The sequence below is a fragment of the Arcobacter sp. L genome (genome assembly GCF_000284235.1).
Classification (GTDB): Bacteria; Campylobacterota; Campylobacteria; order Campylobacterales; family Arcobacteraceae; genus Aliarcobacter; species Aliarcobacter defluvii.
The window spans coordinates 955,927-976,713 of the sequence record NC_017192.1; the positions used below are offsets into that span (position 1 = coordinate 955,927).

Annotated in this window: 13 protein-coding genes; 5 read left to right on the forward strand and 8 right to left on the reverse strand. The window is 27.7% G+C overall.

The window, feature by feature from the left end:
- Positions 1-16: 16 nt before the first annotated feature.
- Complete coding sequence (locus tag ABLL_RS04720; protein ID WP_014473639.1) at positions 17-1,114, reverse strand: nitrous oxide reductase accessory protein NosL; 1,098 nt, start codon at positions 1,112-1,114, stop codon at positions 17-19.
- Between the two features lie 169 nt (positions 1,115-1,283).
- On the opposite strand from ABLL_RS04720, the gene ABLL_RS04725 reads away from it, so the two are divergent.
- Both ABLL_RS04725 and ABLL_RS04730 read left to right on the forward strand, forming a co-directional pair.
- Positions 1,284-5,576, forward strand: coding sequence for an immunoglobulin-like domain-containing protein (locus tag ABLL_RS04725; RefSeq protein WP_014473640.1), 4,293 nt, complete (start codon positions 1,284-1,286; stop codon positions 5,574-5,576).
- Positions 5,577-5,882: 306 nt separating this feature from the next.
- Positions 5,883-7,028 (forward strand): site-specific integrase, encoded by a 1,146-nt coding sequence (locus tag ABLL_RS04730; RefSeq protein WP_014473641.1) that lies wholly within the window; start codon positions 5,883-5,885, stop codon positions 7,026-7,028.
- A gap of 460 nt (positions 7,029-7,488) precedes the next feature.
- Here the strand turns inward: ABLL_RS04730 and ABLL_RS04740 are convergent, their stop codons facing one another.
- From ABLL_RS04740 to ABLL_RS04770, 7 genes are all read right to left on the reverse strand, one after another.
- Positions 7,489-7,890 carry a hypothetical protein gene (locus ABLL_RS04740; protein WP_014473642.1) on the reverse strand — a complete coding sequence of 134 codons (402 nt, stop codon included), beginning with the start codon at positions 7,888-7,890 and terminating at the stop codon, positions 7,489-7,491.
- Positions 7,891-8,267: 377 nt separating this feature from the next.
- Positions 8,268-9,710: a hypothetical protein gene (locus ABLL_RS04745; RefSeq protein ID WP_014473643.1), complete on the reverse strand. Its 1,443-nt coding sequence runs from the start codon at positions 9,708-9,710 to the stop codon at positions 8,268-8,270.
- A complete protein-coding gene (locus tag ABLL_RS04750) occupies positions 9,707-10,969 on the reverse strand; it encodes a hypothetical protein (RefSeq protein WP_014473644.1) in 1,263 nt (420 codons plus the stop codon). The genes ABLL_RS04745 and ABLL_RS04750 overlap by 4 nt, the downstream gene beginning before the upstream one ends.
- Complete coding sequence (locus tag ABLL_RS04755; protein WP_014473645.1) at positions 10,966-14,397, reverse strand: AAA domain-containing protein; 3,432 nt, start codon at positions 14,395-14,397, stop codon at positions 10,966-10,968. The genes ABLL_RS04750 and ABLL_RS04755 overlap by 4 nt, the downstream gene beginning before the upstream one ends.
- Complete coding sequence (locus ABLL_RS04760; protein WP_041654687.1) at positions 14,394-15,230, reverse strand: protein kinase; 837 nt, start codon at positions 15,228-15,230, stop codon at positions 14,394-14,396. Before ABLL_RS04760 ends, ABLL_RS04755 begins: the two co-directional genes overlap by 4 nt.
- Positions 15,227-17,299 (reverse strand): protein kinase, encoded by a 2,073-nt coding sequence (locus ABLL_RS04765; protein WP_014473647.1) that lies wholly within the window; start codon positions 17,297-17,299, stop codon positions 15,227-15,229. Before ABLL_RS04765 ends, ABLL_RS04760 begins: the two co-directional genes overlap by 4 nt.
- Entirely contained in the window at positions 17,299-18,357 is a 1,059-nt protein-coding gene (locus tag ABLL_RS04770) for a Card1-like endonuclease domain-containing protein (protein WP_014473648.1), read from the reverse strand. Before ABLL_RS04770 ends, ABLL_RS04765 begins: the two co-directional genes overlap by 1 nt.
- Before the next feature lie 653 nt (positions 18,358-19,010).
- Here ABLL_RS04770 and ABLL_RS04775 point away from each other — a divergent pair.
- From ABLL_RS04775 to ABLL_RS04785, 3 genes are all read left to right on the forward strand, one after another.
- Complete coding sequence (locus ABLL_RS04775; protein WP_014473649.1) at positions 19,011-19,340, forward strand: hypothetical protein; 330 nt, start codon at positions 19,011-19,013, stop codon at positions 19,338-19,340.
- Between the two features lie 86 nt (positions 19,341-19,426).
- On the forward strand, positions 19,427-20,251 hold the full coding sequence (locus ABLL_RS04780; RefSeq protein WP_014473650.1) for a metallophosphoesterase: 825 nt from the start codon (positions 19,427-19,429) through the stop codon (positions 20,249-20,251).
- Between the two features lies 1 nt (position 20,252).
- Positions 20,253-20,732: a hypothetical protein gene (locus ABLL_RS04785; RefSeq protein WP_014473651.1), complete on the forward strand. Its 480-nt coding sequence runs from the start codon at positions 20,253-20,255 to the stop codon at positions 20,730-20,732.
- The last annotated feature ends 55 nt before the right edge of the window (positions 20,733-20,787 follow it).

The window sequence follows — 20,787 nt, forward strand, 5'->3', positions numbered from 1 at the left end:
CGCATTGTAATGTAAGTTAAAATAACATTTCTTTTTTTATTTCTTCAAATTTTAAAACTTTTTTCCCAAAATGATCTTCCATAAATTTTTTTGCTTGATTCTCATTTTTAAACGGAATTAACTCTTCTCCCATTGGACCATAAACATTTGAACCTATTACAAAGTAAGCATTTTTTGCATTTGTAATTTCTAAAGTATAATAATCAGTTACATTTATATCTTTTAATTCATCTTTATTGTGAGTATGACCATATTTTGAAGGTTCAAAATAGAACTTCATCATATCTTTTACTCCATCAAAATAATGAGAGTGACCATCTTTTGTAGTAATTTGGGCAGCCCATTTTGGATATTTTGATACAAACATACCACAAACTGGGCATTTTTCATCTTTTGGTGTATCAATCATTTTAGATTTTTCACTTGCTAAAAGAGGATTACTTAAATAAACAGAAACAGCTTGAAGCATTTGTTTATCTAAATTTTTACAAACTTTATTATCAATTAGATATTGTTTAGCTTCTCCAATCGAATTAAAGTCTTTTATTTTATTGATGTCACACATTGATTCAAAAATTTTTTTTCCTTTTTTAGCAATAGGAACTCTTTTTTCATCTAAGATTTTATTATCATTTGGTAAATCTTCTAAAGCTATTTTCATCGTTTCATCAAAATTATGAATTTCACCACCAAACTCTTTTTGAAATTTTAAAGCATCATCTTTTGATATAAATGCATATTTACTCACTGGACTCATTGTCCCTTCTTTTGAACTACCAACAACATAAAATGCTTTTGTTGCATCAATTAATTTTAAAGAATTTGTATCTACCACTTGGATACTTTTTATTTTATCTTTGTAATCTCTATAGATTTCTGCTTGACAATGAATAGAACAATATTGCTCTTTATGACCATTTTTAAATTCTGTTACATGATTTGTTTTATAGTATTTTGATAAATGCATACCACAAACATTACAAAACTCTTTTGATGAATCACTTTTAACTAAAGTTGCATCTTTGGGTTCAACTGTTTGAAACATTTCATTTGCATTTAAGTTTGTAAAGATTAATGCAAATAAAAACATAAGTAAACTTAGACTCTTTTTCATAATTTTTCCTTATAATAAATATATGAAATTATAGTTAATAGTAGTTAATTTTTTGTTAAATCAATAAACATTAAAGTTAAAAAAATCTTAATTTATTTGCACCAAAGTACAATATACATAGTTTAAAAAAAATTATATACTAGGATAAATAATTTGTAAGGAGTATATTATGGCTGGAGAAATTGGAAAAATCATATCTTTAAATGGATCTTTTTTTATAAAACATCCAAATGGAAGTGTAAGTACTGCAAAAGTAAATGATATCTTAAATGATGGCGATATTATAATTGGTAGTTCTTCAAATACTAATTCAAATATGCTTAAAGTTTTACTTTCTGATAATTCTGGTGATATACAAGTTGTTGGAAATAATGAACAACTTTTTGATGTAACTTTATTATCAGGAGAATTACCTGAAGATACTGTAGTTCAAAATAATGAAGTTAGTGATTTATTGGAGCAATCAACAAAAAATATTCAAGAAAATCCTACACAAACTGATGAGCAAGCAACCCTTACTTTAGATCAAATTGAGAAATTAGATGCAGCAGCAGCTGGAGAAGATCAGACAACTACTGATCCTGTAGGAATTATCCCTCTAAGATTGGAAGATAGAACAGCTGGTGAAACAAATATTACAACAGATTTAAGAGATGCTGTATCTACTACAACTATAGTAGATGATACAGTTGCTACAAATAATACAATTTTAGTAGATGCAACATTAACGTTAACAGATACAACTATTCTTGAAGGAAATGAAAATGCAACAGTATCTGCTAGTTTAGATCAAACACCAAGAACTACTTTAATAGTAACATTATCAAATGGTGCAACAATTACATTTGGAACAGATTATGTCCCTGGAACATTAGTAGAATCAACTTCATTTCCAATTCAAGGTGATGATGTATATATTGATGCTGAGGCATATACTGTGAGTGGAACATCTTATGTTGGAGGTGGATTTAATAGTATTGTAGGATATCCATCAACAGTAACTATTAGTGATACAAATGATACAGTAACAGCAACATTAACATCTTCTTTAGCAACAGGAAGTAATGAAGATGCAGGATCAATCACATATACAATAACGTTAACAAATGCAGATGGATTACCAGTAGCTCCAACAGCAGTAGCAGGAGAGACATTTAGCTTTACATTAAATGATGGAACAGAAGTAAGTGTAGTAGTACCACAAAATGGAACAACAGGATCAACTACGTTAAACTGGTCAGCAAGTGCTTCAGACTTTACAGCATTAGCAAATGCAGATGTATTTAGTGATACAACAACAGTTAGCTTGAATGGAACAATAACATCAACAAATAATAGTGGATATGAAAACTTAGTAACAGCAGGAACAAGTAGTCATACAGTAGTAGATACAAATGATACAGTAACAGCAACATTAACATCTTCTTTAGCAACAGGAAGTAATGAAGATGCAGGATCAATCACATATACAATAACGTTAACAAATGTAGATGGATTACCAGTAGCTCCAACAGCAGTAGCAGGAGAGACATTTAGCTTTACATTAAATGATGGAACAGAAGTAAGTGTAGTAGTACCACAAAATGGAACAACAGGATCAACTACGTTAAACTGGTCAGCAAGTGCTTCAGACTTTACAGCATTAGCAAATGCAGATGTATTTAGTGATACAACAACAGTTAGCTTGAATGGAACAATAACATCAACAAATAATAGTGGATATGAAAACTTAGTAACAGCAGGAACAAGTAGTCATACAGTAGTAGATACAAATGATACAGTAACAGCAACATTAACATCTTCTTTAGCAACAGGAAGTAATGAAGATGCAGGATCAATCACATATACAATAACGTTAACAAATGCAGATGGATTACCAGTAGCTCCAACAGCAGTAGCAGGAGAGACATTTAGCTTTACATTAAATGATGGAACAGAAGTAAGTGTAGTAGTACCACAAAATGGAACAACAGGATCAACTACGTTAAACTGGTCAGCAAGTGCTTCAGACTTTACAGCATTAGCAAATGCAGATGTATTTAGTGATACAACAACAGTTAGCTTGAATGGAACAATAACATCAACAAATAATAGTGGATATGAAAACTTAGTAACAGCAGGAACAAGTAGTCATACAGTAGTAGATACAAATGATACAGTAACAGCAACATTAACATCTTCTTTAGCAACAGGAAGTAATGAAGATGCAGGATCAATCACATATACAATAACGTTAACAAATGTAGATGGATTACCAGTAGCTCCAACAGCAGTAGCAGGAGAGACATTTAGCTTTACATTAAATGATGGAACAGAAGTAAGTGTAGTAGTACCACAAAATGGAACAACAGGATCAACTACGTTAAACTGGTCAGCAAGTGCTTCAGACTTTACAGCATTAGCAAATGCAGATGTATTTAGTGATACAACAACAGTTAGCTTGAATGGAACAATAACATCAACAAATAATAGTGGATATGAAAACTTAGTAACAGCAGGAACAAGTAGTCATACAGTAGTAGATAGTGAGGATACAACAATATTAAAAGTAAATGAATCATTAAACAGTGATGGTTCTTATACATATACAGCTGTAGTTTCAAATGCTCCTGATACAGGAAATAATTTAGTTATAACTTTAGATAATGGTAAAACAATAATTTTGGATAGTTCTGTTATTACAGCAAGTGTAAATAGTGATACTCAGGCTTTATCAGTAACTTCAGTAACAGGTGGAAATTATGAAGATTTAAAAGTTGTCTATGGATTCGGTCAAGATATAATCATGAAAATTGCTGCAAATAATTCATTAGATGATGTTGATACAAATACTTCATATTTTGATTCAGATACTATAAATACTGAAATTGCACTTTCTTCTATAAAATTAACGCCACAAGTGGATGTAAATGGATATGCAATAAATATTAATGGAGATAGAATAACATCAACAGATAATATTGGTACATCACAAGAAACAACATATTATATAAAATATGATAATTCAAATCCAGATAATATAACTGCATATAGAGTTAGTTCCTCAGGTACAGAATATACTTCTCAAGTTGTATTTACAATTTCTTCTGATACAACAAATGAAAACTATTCAATAACTTTAGGTACATATCCTTTAGATGGTGCAGCGTATACAATGCAAAATATTTTTGAATCATCATCAACTTCATATAATGGAGGAAATGAATTAAGTTTATTATTTAATGTTAATGATTTGTATGTTTTAGCATCTGCTACAAGTGATACAGGTGTTGCTGGAAGTGGAAATAATGCGTATCAAGTAAATTATTCTACAGGTAATGGATTAGGTGTTGATGATGCTGGAACAATAGGTACAGATGAAAAATTATATTTAAATTTTACGAATAGTACAATGAGTAGTAATCTATTATTGGGTGGAAATGGTAATGATACAGATGGTAATGATAATACAATAACAGATTCTGTAGATAATAGAACTTATGCTCAAAATAATGAACAATATTTGACAAATGCTATTTTTTCATTACAAAAATGGCAAAGTGGAGATCAAGCTATATGGCAAGCATTTAATGGTACAGTATTAATTGCAGAAGGAACAAAAGATTATGTAGCAAATGATTCAACATTGGCTGTTTCATCAGAAGTTTCTAATATAAATATCACAACAAGTGGAATTACTTGGAGTATGTATGACAATGTATTAACTAATGATAGTGGCAGTGCACAAACAGCTGATGTAAGTTATACGATTAATGAAGGAACGACGTCATTAAGTACGACTATTACATTAGATGCAGGTGAAAGTTTTAATTTTAATGCATTTAATGAAATTCAGTTTACAGCTGGATCTGGGGATTATAGTTTATCTTCTATGAGTGCATCAAATACTGAAAGTATTCCTCCTGAAAATCAAGTAATAAATGTAGGTATAGACACATATATTAATGGTACAGAACATTCTAGTGGTGTAATGCAAATTACATTTGATGGAGATGGAGCAATAGTTGGTACATCTGAAAGTGAAGTTATTGATTATACAGATGTAACATCAATTGATGGAGGAGATGGAATAGATACTCTTGTTCTAAGCGGTAATGAATCAATTGATTTTTCTTCAATCCCAGATAATTCAATTGTAAGTATAGAACATATTGATTTAACAGCAGATGGAGCACAATCAGTTAGTAAATTGACATTATCAGATGTAGTAGATTTAGTTCCTAATATATCAGGTATTACAGATACAGCTACAAATATTTCATCAAGTGACCACTTATTAAAAATTACAGGAGATGGAGAAGATAGTGTAAGTTTATTGAATACAACAGAGAGTTGGACAAAAGCATCTTCTACATATACAGATGTAGATAGTATAGTATATGATGTATTTTCAAATAATGAAGATTCAAGTTATAAAGTTTTGATTCAACAAAACGTTCAAGATACAATTACAAATTCATAAAAATAAGAAAAGTAGATTTTCTACTTTCTTATAAAGAAAAAAAGGTAAAAGATAGAAATCTCTTACCTTTTTAATAAAAACATTATTCTAATTACTCAGTAACTTCAACAGTTACAGGTGTACCTTCTCTAATTGTATTATACCTGATTTTATCCTATATTATACTAATCAATACTACAATATCCTATTTATAGGCATTATAAAAACTATTTTAAAATATAAAATAACTCTTTTATCCTATCTTAACCTATTAAATTCTATTATTAGGTGTCAAATAGGTGTCAAAAATATCAATAGGAAAATCCATTGAAAAAAACAAAATTTACAGGTGTTTTTTATAACGAAACAATAAATAATGGTAAAGTATTTTATATAAGATATAAGTTAAATGGTAAACCAATTAGAGAAAAAGTTGGAAGTGAAAAAGAGGGTATAAATGCAGCTTATGCAAATAAAATAAGAGCTAAAAGAACATCAATAGATAGATTAAAAGAAGATGCACCTATGCTTTTAAATCAAAAATTACCAACTTTTGATGAATGTTTTAATTTATACTATAACTCAATAGAAAATAAAAGTGACAGTCTAAATACCAAAAGAAGATATGAACTACATGTAAAATCAACTTTTGGACATTTAAAAATAGATGATATTACAACTCAAATGGTAGATGATTTTAAATTAAAAGCTAAGAAGTTAAGAAGTCTTAAAACTGGAAGAGAATATGCTCCTAAAACTATTAATGATTGGATTAATATAATTGGAACAGTTTTTAATTATATGATTTCAAAAAAAGATATGAATATAAAAAATCCAGCAATTGCAACTAAAGTAGAAAGAGAAAAAGTTGATAATGATAGAGAAAGATATTTAGAATTAGATGAAATTAAAAAGATTTGGGATGCATTAGATAATAGACAAGAATACTTTGATAATCAAATTAAAGATGAAGTAACTGAAAATATAAAAGTATTTTTAGCATTAAGTATATCAACTGGAGCAAGGTTAAGAAGTGTATTAACAATTTCAAAAGCAGATGTTAATTTAAATACAAATACAGTAATCATTAAAAACCATAAATCAAATAGAACATATAACGGATATATTCATCCTGCATATAAAGAATTAATTGCTAAAAGAATGGAAAAACTTAGTCCAATTGATTATCTTGTAAATAGTTCTCCCCATGAATTAAATAGAGTTTCAATAAATAAAGTTTTGCAACCAATCTTTGATAAATTATTTAACCAGGGATTAAAAGTTGAAGATAGTAAAAGAAGAGTAGTAATACATACTCTTAGACATACTTTCGCTTCACTTCTCGCAATACAAGGGATACCAATATATACAATAATGAGATTAATGGATCATGCTGATATTAGTCAAACTATTAGATATGCAAAATTAAATTCTAATAATGGAAAAGATGCTGTGTTTGAATTAAAACTTTGATCTGTGAATTTAAATATCTAATTTTTCATAAAGTTTCAAAATATTGTATTTTTGATAAATTTATATTTTGTTTGAAACACAGAACTTTTGAAGTTATTATTCAAATCATGAATGATCAAGTAGCTCTTGGAATTGCTATAGAAAAGCTTATGACAACACTAAATTTATATAGAGAAACTCTTTAAAAGTTAAAGTGTGATTATCCTGATATTGAAGAATAGTAAATTTTCCTGCTTGGAAATTAGTTTATAATTATGTTTAATTTTAATTTAATTAAATTAATGCGATACTTTCAATAGAGAAGGGTTTGAAAAAAGTTAAATTTATTTAGTTTGATTGAGATCCCAATCTCTACAAAGCCAACGGACTTCGTTTTGGACGTTAAGCCAGGGATAATTTTAAAATATTAGGCATTTGGCAAACAACCGTAAAATTAGAGTGAAAGTAGGTGGTCTTTCACTCAAGTTGGAATAAATATAGTTTTTAATCTCAATTTTTTATCTTTTCGTAGATGGATTTTTATAACTTTAATTGTATTGTTTTCATATTTTTTATAAAATTCAACAGCATGAATAGTTTTTCCTGTAATTTCATCTTCTACAAAACTTTTTTTAACTTTAGTAAAGTTTTCAATAATATCTGGAATTTTTGAAATGTAGGGTATATCTTTTGCGTGATTTTTATTTGTATGTCTAATGTCATGACTATTTATTTCGCAAATATATCCAGAAAAATCTTTAAATAATATTTTTTTTAATTCTTGTTGAGCTCTCATAGGTAAATCAAAAAAAATGCTATCAACATAATGTTTATTATCCAGTGATTTCTCTACAAGTAATTTTATTTGTTCTTCTAATGTCAATAAAAAATTTCCTAATAATTTAATTTTTGAAAGTATATCGAAAAAATGTTTTTGAGCCTCTTTAAATTAGTTATTCAAAAGGAATAGAAAAGCCCTTAAAGACCTATATTTTAATTTTATTATGTTTCTCACTAAATAGGATTTCAATGAATGCCATTTATTTAAAATATATTTAAGTCAGTTTATATCTTCTAATAGAATTGAACAATGTTACAATTTAATTTCTAATCCATTTAATAAAGTTAATGATAAAGATAAGCAATGAATGCTTATGTAACACAAGCATCCGAAGATATTACTGTAGTAGATGCAATAGAAGAAATGTTAAATGAAAATGGTTATAAAAGATCTAAAGAAATCATAAATTGTTATTAATCTCATATCACACCAATTTTTCTCAATATATAATCTATTTTTTGCCCGATCATATTTCGTTTTTTCCATAATAAAAATGCAATAATACTTGTAATACCTATAACTGCAATCTTAACAATAATAGAATCTGTAAAATATGGTACAAGTTCATTAAGTGCCACATATATTGCAGCTATAATTGCTATTACAGCCGAATTATTATCTTTAATAATCTCATTTGTTTTAACTATATTCTCTTCTATTGTTTTCATCAAAGAATCAATTCCAAGTGCAGCTTTAATTTTTTTATCTATTACAACAGGTTGAAATGAATCTGCGACTTCTTCTGAAAAATATTTGGCTTTTAAAATAAAGAGATTTTCTAAATTTTCTCTTGATTTGTTTTGTTGCATAAAACTATCATCAATTATCAATTTATCTAAATGCTGTAACCGTAGTTTTATATAAAAATCTATTAAAAATATGAGATATATTTCATTATTACTTTGATGCACTATAGATCTTCCACCATCATTTATAGATATAAATGCTAAAGAATTAAGACTTGCTATCCCTGACCACAGGCTCCATAATCTTATTCCATAGCTTTTTATATTGCTTCTTACATAATCTAAATCTTGTTCAAATTTTCTACTATTCACGATGAAATCATTAGCTGTTGAAAGATGATTAGAACATATTTGCAATAGATTCATAGCTACATCTGTTTCGTGTTGTAGTTCTGGATAAGCAAATAAAAGATTTGTCTCCAAATCCTTTTCAATATATGTATGAATGGCAGTTATATATTTCGCATATTTAGACTTTCCAGATTTAAGTTCTTCTAACTTAATTGCTTCATCACTACCGATTAGTGAAAAGAGGAACTCATTAAATCCTCTTATTGCATTACCTTCATCAATATATATTTTTTTTAACTCTTCAACATTTGGTAAATAGTTATCAAAGCTCATTATTCTTGAATTTTTCTCATCTAAATACAAACAACTTGGATTCCTAAGTTCCCTATTTAATACCGATGAAATATTTTGAATCGTATCAGTTGATGATGTAAAAATAGATATTATTGCTATATCTTTTTCAAAAAAAACTACTTCAATTTTTGAGATAAAACATGATGACTTTTTTATACCATCAACCCAAAGCTCATACTCTTTATTTAGTTCTTTTGAAAAAATATAGTTTTTGCTAAAAAGTGCTTCACCAACATAATCAGTAAGCTTGGAAACTTTACGAAAATCTTCTGAATTATTTTTATGGTGTGTCCATCCACTTTTTTTTAAAGACTTTATCGTCGATTTAGAGTTATTGTGAAATTTATAATTGTATGGATACATAAATACCGATGTATGCCCACCATTAGATACTCTCATATTCCCAAGCTGTTTAGTAGCGTCATCCCAAGATGATCTAAGTTTTTCGTATTGTTCTATTTTTTCTATCATTCATCATCTCCTTTATGGATCATCTTTTTATACCTTTGAGATAAATAGTTATCGATTATATCTTGGATTATTTGCTCATCAAACTCAAGAAATGACACTTTTTCATTAAAATATTCATTGAATTTTTTATCTCGTTCATCGTAAGGTATTTTGAAAAAGTCATATCTTATTTCATATAGTTTTCTGTAGATTAATGCCTTAGTAAGAATCTCTTTTGATGTAGTGGTAAGATACATCATTTGTCCTTGAATTAAAAATGCAAGTTTTTTATCTCTTGTATCTTTTTTTTGGGGAAAAGGAAGTTTGTTAATTGGAATAGGCATATATTCAAACTGATTAGATGAATTAGAAAATGAACCAATATAAGCTAGTAATGGATGCCCATTAAAATCAGATTTGATAGTTTTTGATAATATTGATGAACACTCTATCTCTACGCAATTAAATTCTTTGTCTTTTACTTGTATATCGTTAAATCCAAATTCACTAAAATAGGTTTTAAAATTAAATGCTAAATCGCTAAGTTTTGTAGTATCTATACTAATTTCACTCAGTAATTGTTTAGAATCTATAGCCCAATCAACTTTTTCTTTGTTGATTGAAATTTCAGGTAGATAATTCTTTGCTGTTGTTTTATAGATTGTAATATCAGCTTCTAAAAACACTTGAGTATAGTCTAAGTACTCAGAGATATAATCAACTTCATCTTTAATATTGTATTTTCTTTTGTCAATACCTTTTAAATTCAAGCTCTCTAATGAAATGGTTGGCTTTTCATCAATTAGATATTTAAAGCCTATACAAGATGAAAGCTCATCTACTTCAACTCTTTTAGCACCATACATAGCTTTTTGAAGAAGTTTTCCTGTAATACCACACAGAAGTAAAGAAGTACGAGTGGCTATCATCTGATGACCACAAGAGATACTCTCTTTTCCTATTTCGGAGATAAAAAGCTTATTATTTTTAAGTTCTATCATCCCATACCCAATCATCTCATCAATAAGTGCATGGAGTTTATCAGGCTTATTAAATCCAGTAAGTTTTGCAATTTGTTCAATATCAGATATACCTAATTTGATAAGCTTTAATATAGTCATCTCCAAAATGCCCATATCTTCTCTTGATTTTTCAACAGTAATAACTTCAATTTGAACACAAGGATAAAATGAGCTTTTTTTATAAACTATCAGTTCATTATTTTTATTTTTTTCGAAAACGGAGTCGAAATAATCTATGAATTTTCTTTTTTGTTTCATTTTTTGGCTCCATTTACAAATTTTCTACCATCTATAATTGAGTCTTTTGCTCTTAGCTCAGATTCTAATATTCTCATTGCTTGTTTAAACTCTGCTTCATGCTTTTTTTGATTGTCCATTGTTAGAGTTTTTAGACTTCCAACCATAATCAACTGTTTTTTAGTTCTAGTCATTGCAACATTTAATCTTCGCCAATCAGCTAAGAAACCAACATTTCCACCTTTATTTGACCTACTAAAGGCAAATATTATTACATCTCTCTCTTGTCCTTGATAACTATCAACAGATGCTACTAAATCCTCGACATTCAAATTACCAATATCAAGTTTTAATTTCTTTATCGTTCTTTTTACTTCAAGTACATGGTTTTTGTATGGAACAATAATTCCAATCTCATTTTTCTCAGCTAAATAAGGAAGCTCTTTTATAAAATTCATTAATGTCTTTATAATTATTGTTGTTTCAACTTCATTCCCTAAAACTTCCGTTCTTCCATCAGTTATTCTTGATTGCTCAAAACTTGGAAATACTTTTGATGTATCTATAAATGTCATTGTAGAGTTAAAATAAGGCAGAATAGGTTGTTTTTTCTCCATACCACTTCCTGCAAAATATTTACTTTCATAAAATGCTTTCGATACAAAATCACTAATAATAGCAGGACATCTAAATTGAGTATCAAGCATAGTTTTATGATCTTCTGGCATTGGATCCCATAAAATTTCAAACCAACTTTTTTGTAAAAAGATTGGGTCAAACCCTTGTTCTTCAAGTTCAGCTGCTAGTTCATCATCTACTACAGGAGGTAGTTGTTTATGATCTCCAACTAAAATTGCTTTAGATGCACGAGATAGAGGCACCATAAGATTATGAAGCTGAATTTGACCACTCTCATCTACAATAACCACATCAAAAGGGATATTTGCAAAAAGCTTGTTAGAGTTAATTCCTATACATGTAGCTCCAACAACATCCACATACTCTAAAATCGTTTCATATAATGAACTTTGTCTCTCGCTGTGCATACTTCTTTCCCAAACTGAGACTATTTCAATAAGAGAAGTATAAAAGTTTAAATCAGTAGATGTTTGAGAAATGAGTCTATTACACATATCATCACTTGGATAAAAGCTTTTGTAAATTTTGTCGTCAATGTACTGACATGATACAAACTCTGGAATTTGAGGTTTTGACTTTGTAAAATCTAGGTATCTTTTATTAATATCTTCAAGTTCAGTGTTGAATTTATTTAGTTGTTCATAATCCTTATTTAATAGTTCATTTAGTTCACTTATTGTATTCGTGTTCTCTACTAGTATTTTTTGACTATGTTCTATTTTTAATTCAAGATTTTCTCCCGCAACTAAACCTATCTTATTAAAAATTGTCTGCTTTTTGAAAAACTCTTCATATTTGGCTTCACAATTTTGCATTGATAGATTATGTCCAAATGTCGGTACATTTGATTTTGCTGAATCAAATTTGGCACTTATCTCTTCTATAGCTTCAGTTATAGTTAGTTTTAAAGTGATGATATTTTCTATCTCTTGTTTTGATGTAATTATTGATTTTTCAAGTGATGCTATATCATGAGTTAAACTCTCAATTTTATAAATGTTTTTTTTGTTTGGAAGATACATAAAAACTTTTGCAATAGCTGAACGAGATGGATAACTATCCACTTTTTGTTTAACTTCAACAAGCTCTTTTTTTAAAGTATCAAACTTTGATGAATCTTTATTTAATTGTTCTTTGAGTGAATTTTCTCTTTTTTCATTTGAGTCTAGTTCCTCTTTTTTTAAAGATAACTTGTTTTGAATAGTTGTTATAGATTGATGATATTGCAAAGCATTAATCAACTCTTCTAAGAAGTTATTATCTGTCTTTAAATTACTTATATTGGATGTAATAGTCTTTAATTTATTATTTTGGTCATTTATATTTCTTTTGTAACCATTAATCTCAGTATTGAATTCTGTATTTTTTATATTGTATTGCAGTAGCTCTCTTAGTATAGAATTTAGTGTACTTAAATAAGTTTTACTGCTATGTAGTGACTTCATTACATCATATAAACTCACAACTAATTTTGATTGAGCATTAAGAGCATAGTTTTCAAGTAAAAGTCCATGTGCTTCTCTCATAACTTTTGATTCGTTTCCAACTCGTAAGCACTCAAACTCTTTCTCTTCATCAAGTCTTATAAGAACATTATCAACAGCCATATTGCTTTGAGAAGTAACAAGTACTTTTTTGCCTTGAGCCACAAAATATTTCACCCAACTCAAGATTACTGTTGTTTTACCTGTTCCTGGAGGTCCAAGAACTAAAGTTATATCTTCACTCCCAGCTCCCTTATCAACACCATCTTTTTGTGCAGGAAGGAGCGGTCTTTCTTTGTTATACTCAGGAACACTCTGCTTAATAGTTTTTTTAAACTTATATACCCCAGCAGCAAGTGGAACTAACCACTTATTTGGACTAACTTTTCCTCTTAAATCATCAATAACTCGTTGTCTTACTTTTTGAAGTGTCGGAATAGCTGCTAAATAAATTTCATTTGTGCTATCTATTGTACTTATATCATTTTGACGAGATGTAGTAACTATAATATCATGAGGAGAATTATCAGGTTTGATGTTGAAAACCTCTAAATCCATAAATGTTTCATCTGTTTTTTTAATCTGAATCATCGATGGACTAAGTTCTCTTAATCTTTTTATATCCTCTTTTAAAAGTGTTATTCTGAAATAGTATTTATAGGTACTTGCAATATTTTCAGCTTTAAAATCAGTATATACAAAAGGCTTTTCTGCTCTTGCTTTAGCATCTTCAATTTCATACTCTTTGTTTACATAAGCTTCAAGTGTTTCTAAAATCTCTTCAATTTTTGATGATTCACTCTCACTAAATTCATCTTCATCATTAACTTGCTGTTCATTTGATTTGATAATTTTTGTATTAATAGTATCTATTTTAGTAGCTAAATTTTTTATATCATTAGCTAGTCTTACATCATCACTCTCTGTATATTTTTGATTATAGTCTCTTCCGGATAATATAAAAATTCCACTATGATTAATTCTGATACCGTATTTTATAAAGTCAGTTTTTTTAATATTTGTAGCAAATGTAAGTCCATTATTACCATTTAAAAAAACTTTGTTTTTTTCTAAATTGAGTGTACAAGAAACAATTATTTTCCCTGATAATATATTAATAAAGACTCTATCGCCTTTATTATCAAGCCTTATATATGAGGTTCTACTTTTTGTTAGTTCATTAAGTATTTCACTCATCGAGGGTTGAAATGATTCTGGCCATCCAGCTCTATAGTCTTTACCCTCTGATATTAAAATTGAAAAGCTATTTGCAAAAACTAATGTCTCTTGCCAAAACGGTATTGTTTTATTATTCCATATGCTCATCTAATGCTTCTTTGTAGAGTTTTTAAATCATTTATAATTGCACTTAAATTGTTTGTTCTATTCTTACTGTTAAACTCCAACATCCCTTTAAAAGTTTTTTGGTAAATTGTTGTATCACATTGACAACTTAGTTCATCTAATTGAAAATCAAACCATTCATTAAAATCATCATTAGGTATAAGTGATAGATTACTTGAATGTAAGATATAATAAAATACATGTCCTAATGCATAAATATCACTCCAAGTTCCAATAGTTCCAATACCTAGTTCTTGCTCTGGTGATTGAAAAATAGGTGTACCTTCTCCTTGTAGATTTCGTTTTAATGCGGATAATCCAAAGTCAATAATACTTACTCCACCTCTAGCACCTTTAGGGTTAGTTATAAGAATATTATCAGGCTTTAAATCTCTATGTATAATACGATTTTGATGAACTTTTTGCATAATAGTGCAAATCTCAATACAGTAATTTATTCTTTGTTTGATTTCAAAACCATCTCGAGGTGGCGTTTTAAAAGTATTGGTAGCGGTTTTGCCATCAATCCAGTCCATCACAACACAAACCAAATTATCTTTTTGAAATTTATGATGTATTTTTGGGAAATTGATTTTATTGGCATTTTTATTATAAGAAATTATCTCTTTTTCTATGTCTTGAATGTCATTCATTTTTACATCATAGACTTTTAAAGCATAATAAGAACCTATCTCTTGATTATAGATTTTATAAAGACCTCTTTTGGTGATATTTGAGTAGTAAAGTTCCTCTAAAACATGAAAACTTATCTGTAAATCAATATTTAACCTTTCATTTTTAGCTATCAATTTCATTCTCCAATCCAAGATTTTATGTATTCTATCAATTCATCAACAGTTGGTCTTGAAGATGGATCATTACTTAAAATACTTTTTAAATGATTTGCTGCAATATTAGGTAAATTACACTCATTGCAAAGTGTGATATGCCAATTTTTGTCTTTTTTAGCTACTAACATTCTCTCTTTTTGATTTGAAAAAAGCAAACTACCTCTTAACATTTCACAAATAATTTGCCCTAGACTATAAATATCCGCAGCAATTGAAATATCACTACTCGCATTTGCATTAACCTCTCGTGCCTCATAAGCACTATCAAATAATCTTCGCCCCCTTGGAGGTAAAGTAGGTAAAAAATCTAGCTTACAAAGTTCAAAGTTTATAAGTATAGGTTTGTTATCAGGTGTAATAATAATGTTCTTAGGGTTCAATGCTCTATGGATAACTGATTCATCTTCTAACTCTTTCAGTGTTAATGCCATTTTGTAGATAATTTGAAGTTTTTGAAGGTGAGAGGCATTATTACTAGTGAGAAATTCTTGCAGAGTAAGACCATCAATATACTCCAACACTATATAAAGTTTTGTCCCTATTTGATCTTCATCTTTAAAATCTTGTACATTATGTGATTTATTCAAATCTTGAAGAGCATCTGCTTCTCGTTTTATGCGATTAGCTTCCTCTTCAAGAGAGCCTTTTGAAATAGTTGTTAGCTCATACTCTTTAATCCAAACAAGCTTATTTTTTCTGGTATCAATTCCTTGGTATAGCGTATAGTATTCTGTGAATAAGTTTTCATCTTTATCGTTTAGATTGAAAGAATATTTCCCATTTTTAATAGATATACTGGATTTATCTATACTTTGGCTTGATTCATTCGATAAATAGCTATTGCAAATTGATTCTATTTGCTCAAGCGAGAGTCTGTATTTTTTTCCTTTAGATATATCATTTTTCCAATATTGCTTTAAAATTTTAGGAAAACTTGCTACATTAGAAATAAGAATATTGCCACTTTTATAAATACCATCAAGCGGATTTCCTATCCCATCTATACATTGTATCTTAGAGTTATTGTGTGTAAAAATTATTGCACCAATTCGTTTTTCTTGAAGTTCTATATCTTTAAAAATACTCCATGATGTAAAGTCATCCATAGCTTCATTAATTTTAACTATCGGTGAAGTATCAGTGTGAATACTTCCCTCAAAATTTGCTTTCATTGGACGACCTCTACCTTCAATAGGTACTTCTATATCACCATACCAATCTTTTAACTCTAACAAAACTACACCAAAAGGCGAAATAAGTATTCCATCTAATTTTCTAAAACTATTTTTTACTGCTATTTCAGCACCACCAAGTATTTTAAATCCGTTAAAATCTAGATCACTAAAAAGTGTATTTGCTATTTTTGCTAAGCCGTCTTTTTCATGCTCATACTCTTCTTGTGGACCAATGAAAGGAAAATATGGCCATTCATAGTTTTCATAACTAAGAGTTTTTTCAAAAGGGAAAAGACAAAATGACCAATCGTTTTCTTTTTTAATTTTATTTGCAAAAGAGTACCAATCATTGTTATTTTTTAGATTATCTAAGTCACTAAGCTTAAATTCTTTAAAATCAAGTCCATCAGTAGCTGCAATATATGTTGCAGCATTATCAATAGAAAAACTACCTGAAATGATTTCAATATTAATCATGCCTAAAACACTTTCTGGTTGATTTGAAAAAGCTATTAGAGGAGTTGTTTGGGTGGCAGTTACTTTTAATATTTGAGTATTACCTACAGAGCTGTAGTAGATTGTATTGTCTAATTTTTTTAAAATGCATACACTTGCAAGCATATCATCATTTTTTTCTATTAAATAATCATTTGTCTTTTCAATTATCTTTTGATTTGAATAAGTCAATAATTCATTTTCCTCTTCATTTAAAAACTCTTCAATGGATTTTTTTGTATATTCAGGATTTTTAGAAATTGATACAGCATCAATAATTATGCAAATATTTCCGCACATACTAATCCAAATTGCATCTCCATTTTTAATTTGATTTTTTGAAACAAAGCTTTTAAAAAACACTATTTACCCTTTATGCAAAACCATCTTCTACATTCATCAAGAAAATGGTGCTCATCAAATTTTTTAACCGCATAAAAATTTATATTGTCATTTTTTGCACGAGCTAAATCTTGATGACCTATATTTTTATTTCCTACAGTTAAAATCATTCCCTTACCGTCATCATCAATGTAGTCTATAATTGAATCTGTTTTATAGAGATACTCAGATGTTTTAAAATTATCAGTAAATTTGCACTCAATAGTGTGAAGATGATTATCTTTCATAATCAAAATATCAATTTCATTATTGACATCTTTATCAAACTGAACAGTAACACCTGTCATAATATCATCAACATCAAAATTATCTTTAATAAGCCAATAAATATATTCCTCAAAAATTCCACCTTTTACAAATTGTTCTTTGTTTTCACCCATTTGTTGAATTAAACCTTTGTAAAAATCTTTTGATGAATCTGTTCTAGTGTATGTATTTGCAAAATTCTTGAATTGTGAAAGATTTTGAGTAATCTCTTTTATGCAAGGCTTTCTTCTCTCTAAAGTAAATCTGTTTGTAAAACCAACTAAGTCATATCCTTTTAGTCTTAGATGATTTTTAATATCTATTATTTTTTCCACTTTATGTTTTGTCATACTGTTTTTTGAATGTAGATTGTAAGTGTTTGAATATCTATCATAGACTATTATATTTGAGCCTAATTCAAGAAGTTGATTTGTTAAAACTAGTGTAATTGAAGTTAATCCATCTGTACTATTTAAAAAAATCTCTTTTGGATTTTGTGAATGTTTAATAATTTCTTTATAGCATTGCTGAATACTTTCAAAACTATCTTCTTTTACTTTAATAGGAATAAGTTTAAAGTCAAGTTTTTTTTCATCTTGAGTTTCGTAATTTGAAAGAAAAAATTCTTGACCTTTTAAAATCTTTTTTAATTGCTTAGTATCATGTTCACTATCATCATATATCAAAATATGCTTAGTTATTTCTTCTTTAAATTCATAAAAAATTGGGAGTATAGATGAATGAAAATCCCCAAGAATAGAAATAAGTACCAAATATTAATCCTAATTATTTTAAATTATATTATTATTTTTTTGCTTATATCTTTCTAAATGGTAAAGTTGCAATATTTCTAAATCTATTATCCGGACTTAATTTTGCATATCTAATAGTTTGACTTATATCTGCGTGATCTATAAGCTTCATAATTGTAATGAAAGAATTTATTTTCCTTCATTCTTTTTAGTTAAAATTAATAAAGAAAAAAATATTGACAGAATATTATTTCATGAATTAGTACATTTTTTATAAGATATTTCTACATAGACAAGAATATTTTGATAATCAAATTAAAGATGAAGTAACTGAAAATATAAAAGTATTTTTAGCACTAAGTATATCAACTGGAGCAAGACTAAGAAGTGTATTAACAATCTCAAAAGCAGATGTTAATTTAAATTGTCACCTTTGGTGAACAACGAGAGGTCAAATTGGGAATAAATTGCGTTAGAAATTTGTGACCACATTTGGCATACTCGCTTAGTTTCTTTTTTGATTATTTTAAATTGCAAATATAAGATATTAAATTAGGTATAAATATTATTTAGAAGTTTTAATACGATATTATAAGGTAAGATGTAAGATATTTTTATTATAATACTATTTAATAAGATATTAATAGATAATTTATTAAATATAAGGCGATAATATGGATTCTTTATCATTGGCAAAAAAAAGAGCTCAAAAAGAGCAAGGCTTAGGACGAAAATCAAAATTAGATGATCATTTAAAAGCAATTGAATATTTGTTATATGAAGCAAATTTTAGTTTAAAACAAGTACAAAGTTTTTTAGAAGAAGATTGTAATTGTAAAGTTTCTTATTCTAATTTACAAGGTTTTTGTAAAAGAAGATTTTCAAATAAAGATGTATCGAATAATATCAAAAAAGAAAATACTACTAATGAAGATATAGTTATTGAGAATAAAATTAATAAAGAAAAAAAAGTTCATGATATATTTGCTAATTTAAAACAATAGTAAATATATTTATAAATATTTGTTTAGTTTAACCAAAACTTAAATAGCTTCAATTTTACACTAATTTGCACTAGAGGATTAATAAAATGAAAATAGATATATTAAGTGATGTTCACTTTGATAACTACTTTTACAATAAATATAAAAGTGATGATGTAATCAAATTTTATAGCCAAATTATTGATTTTAATAACTATGGTGATGTTTTACTAATTGCAGGTGATTTAGGTCATGATAATGAACAAAATATAAAAATATTAAAGATTCTAAAAGAGTATTATAAAAATATAATCTGTGTTCTTGGAAATCATGATTATTATTTAATGGGAAAAACAAATAAAAAACTATTTTCAAACTCTTTTGAAAGAGTTGAAAATATGAGAAATTTAATTAACTCTAAAGATAGTATGTATTGCTTAAATGGAAATATTATTGAAATAGATGGTCTTAAGTTTGGTGGAGCTGATTCTTGGTATGATGATGGATATTTAAAAGTAAATTATCCAAATGAGGAGTTTTCTATCAAATCAACTAATCAAATGTGGTTTAACTGTACTCCTGATTCTAAATTTATTGTAGGTATTGAAAATTTTAATGATATCTTTGAAATTGAAAAACCAAAAATAGAATCAATCTATAAAGATTGTGATGTAATGATTACTCATGTAAATCCATCTGCTAAAAATGAAAATGTAAATGTTAGATTTCAAAATAGTCCATCAAATACTTTTTTTACTTTTGATGGTGAAAAATATTTAAAAAATGGAAATATGAAATATTGGATATTCGGTCATACTCATGAAGAACTAGAATATGAAGAATATAATGTTAAATGTATCTGCAATCCCTTAGGATACTCAAATGAGAGTGGTAATGGCTCTTGGGTTAAAATTAAACAAATAGAGATTTAAAATGACTAAAAAAGATATGATAGAACTTTTTGGAGAAGATTTAGAGTTTTTAAAAACTAATAAAAATCTAAAAAACTTACTTGATAATCTATGCCCAGACAGAGCAAAATATTTAATTCAAAAAGCTAATAAACAAACTTTTTTAAGAATATTAGAAAATGAAAAATATTTTACTTCTCAATTAGATTTTGAAAATGAACTTTATCCTCTTTTATTAGATAGAGATACTGCTATTTGGAAAAAATTAGCAAATGATAAAACTCTTTCAAACCAAGCAAGACTTAGAAGTGCATATTTATATGTTTATTTATCAAAAAATCCTCTAAAATTAAATTTTGATATTGAAGAATTTAGAAATCAGTTTTCTTTTTATCATGGAAATAAATCTGAAGATGGTGATGGTTATGCAAGAATGTTTGGATTAAAAAATGGTTTGGATAATATGAGATTTAACCAGTTTAAAAATACAGGAAGTTTTTAGTGAATAAAATTTTTATCTTCTTGACATTATGTATCTTCTAAGATACAATAACTTA

Excerpts from the sequence above, each read along its gene's own strand:
- ABLL_RS04720 (WP_014473639.1), bottom strand. The coding sequence starts at position 1,114 with ATGAAAAAGAGTCTAAGTTTACTTATGTTTTTATTTGCATTAATCTTT.
- ABLL_RS04725 (WP_014473640.1), top strand. The coding sequence starts at position 1,284 with ATGGCTGGAGAAATTGGAAAAATCATATCTTTAAATGGATCTTTTTTT.
- ABLL_RS04745 (WP_014473643.1), bottom strand. The coding sequence starts at position 9,710 with ATGATAGAAAAAATAGAACAATACGAAAAACTTAGATCATCTTGGGAT.
- ABLL_RS04750 (WP_014473644.1), bottom strand. The coding sequence starts at position 10,969 with ATGAAACAAAAAAGAAAATTCATAGATTATTTCGACTCCGTTTTCGAA.
- ABLL_RS04755 (WP_014473645.1), bottom strand. The coding sequence starts at position 14,397 with ATGAGCATATGGAATAATAAAACAATACCGTTTTGGCAAGAGACATTA.
- ABLL_RS04760 (WP_041654687.1), bottom strand. The coding sequence starts at position 15,230 with ATGAAATTGATAGCTAAAAATGAAAGGTTAAATATTGATTTACAGATA.
- ABLL_RS04775 (WP_014473649.1), top strand. The coding sequence starts at position 19,011 with ATGGATTCTTTATCATTGGCAAAAAAAAGAGCTCAAAAAGAGCAAGGC.
- ABLL_RS04780 (WP_014473650.1), top strand. The coding sequence starts at position 19,427 with ATGAAAATAGATATATTAAGTGATGTTCACTTTGATAACTACTTTTAC.
- ABLL_RS04785 (WP_014473651.1), top strand. The coding sequence starts at position 20,253 with ATGACTAAAAAAGATATGATAGAACTTTTTGGAGAAGATTTAGAGTTT.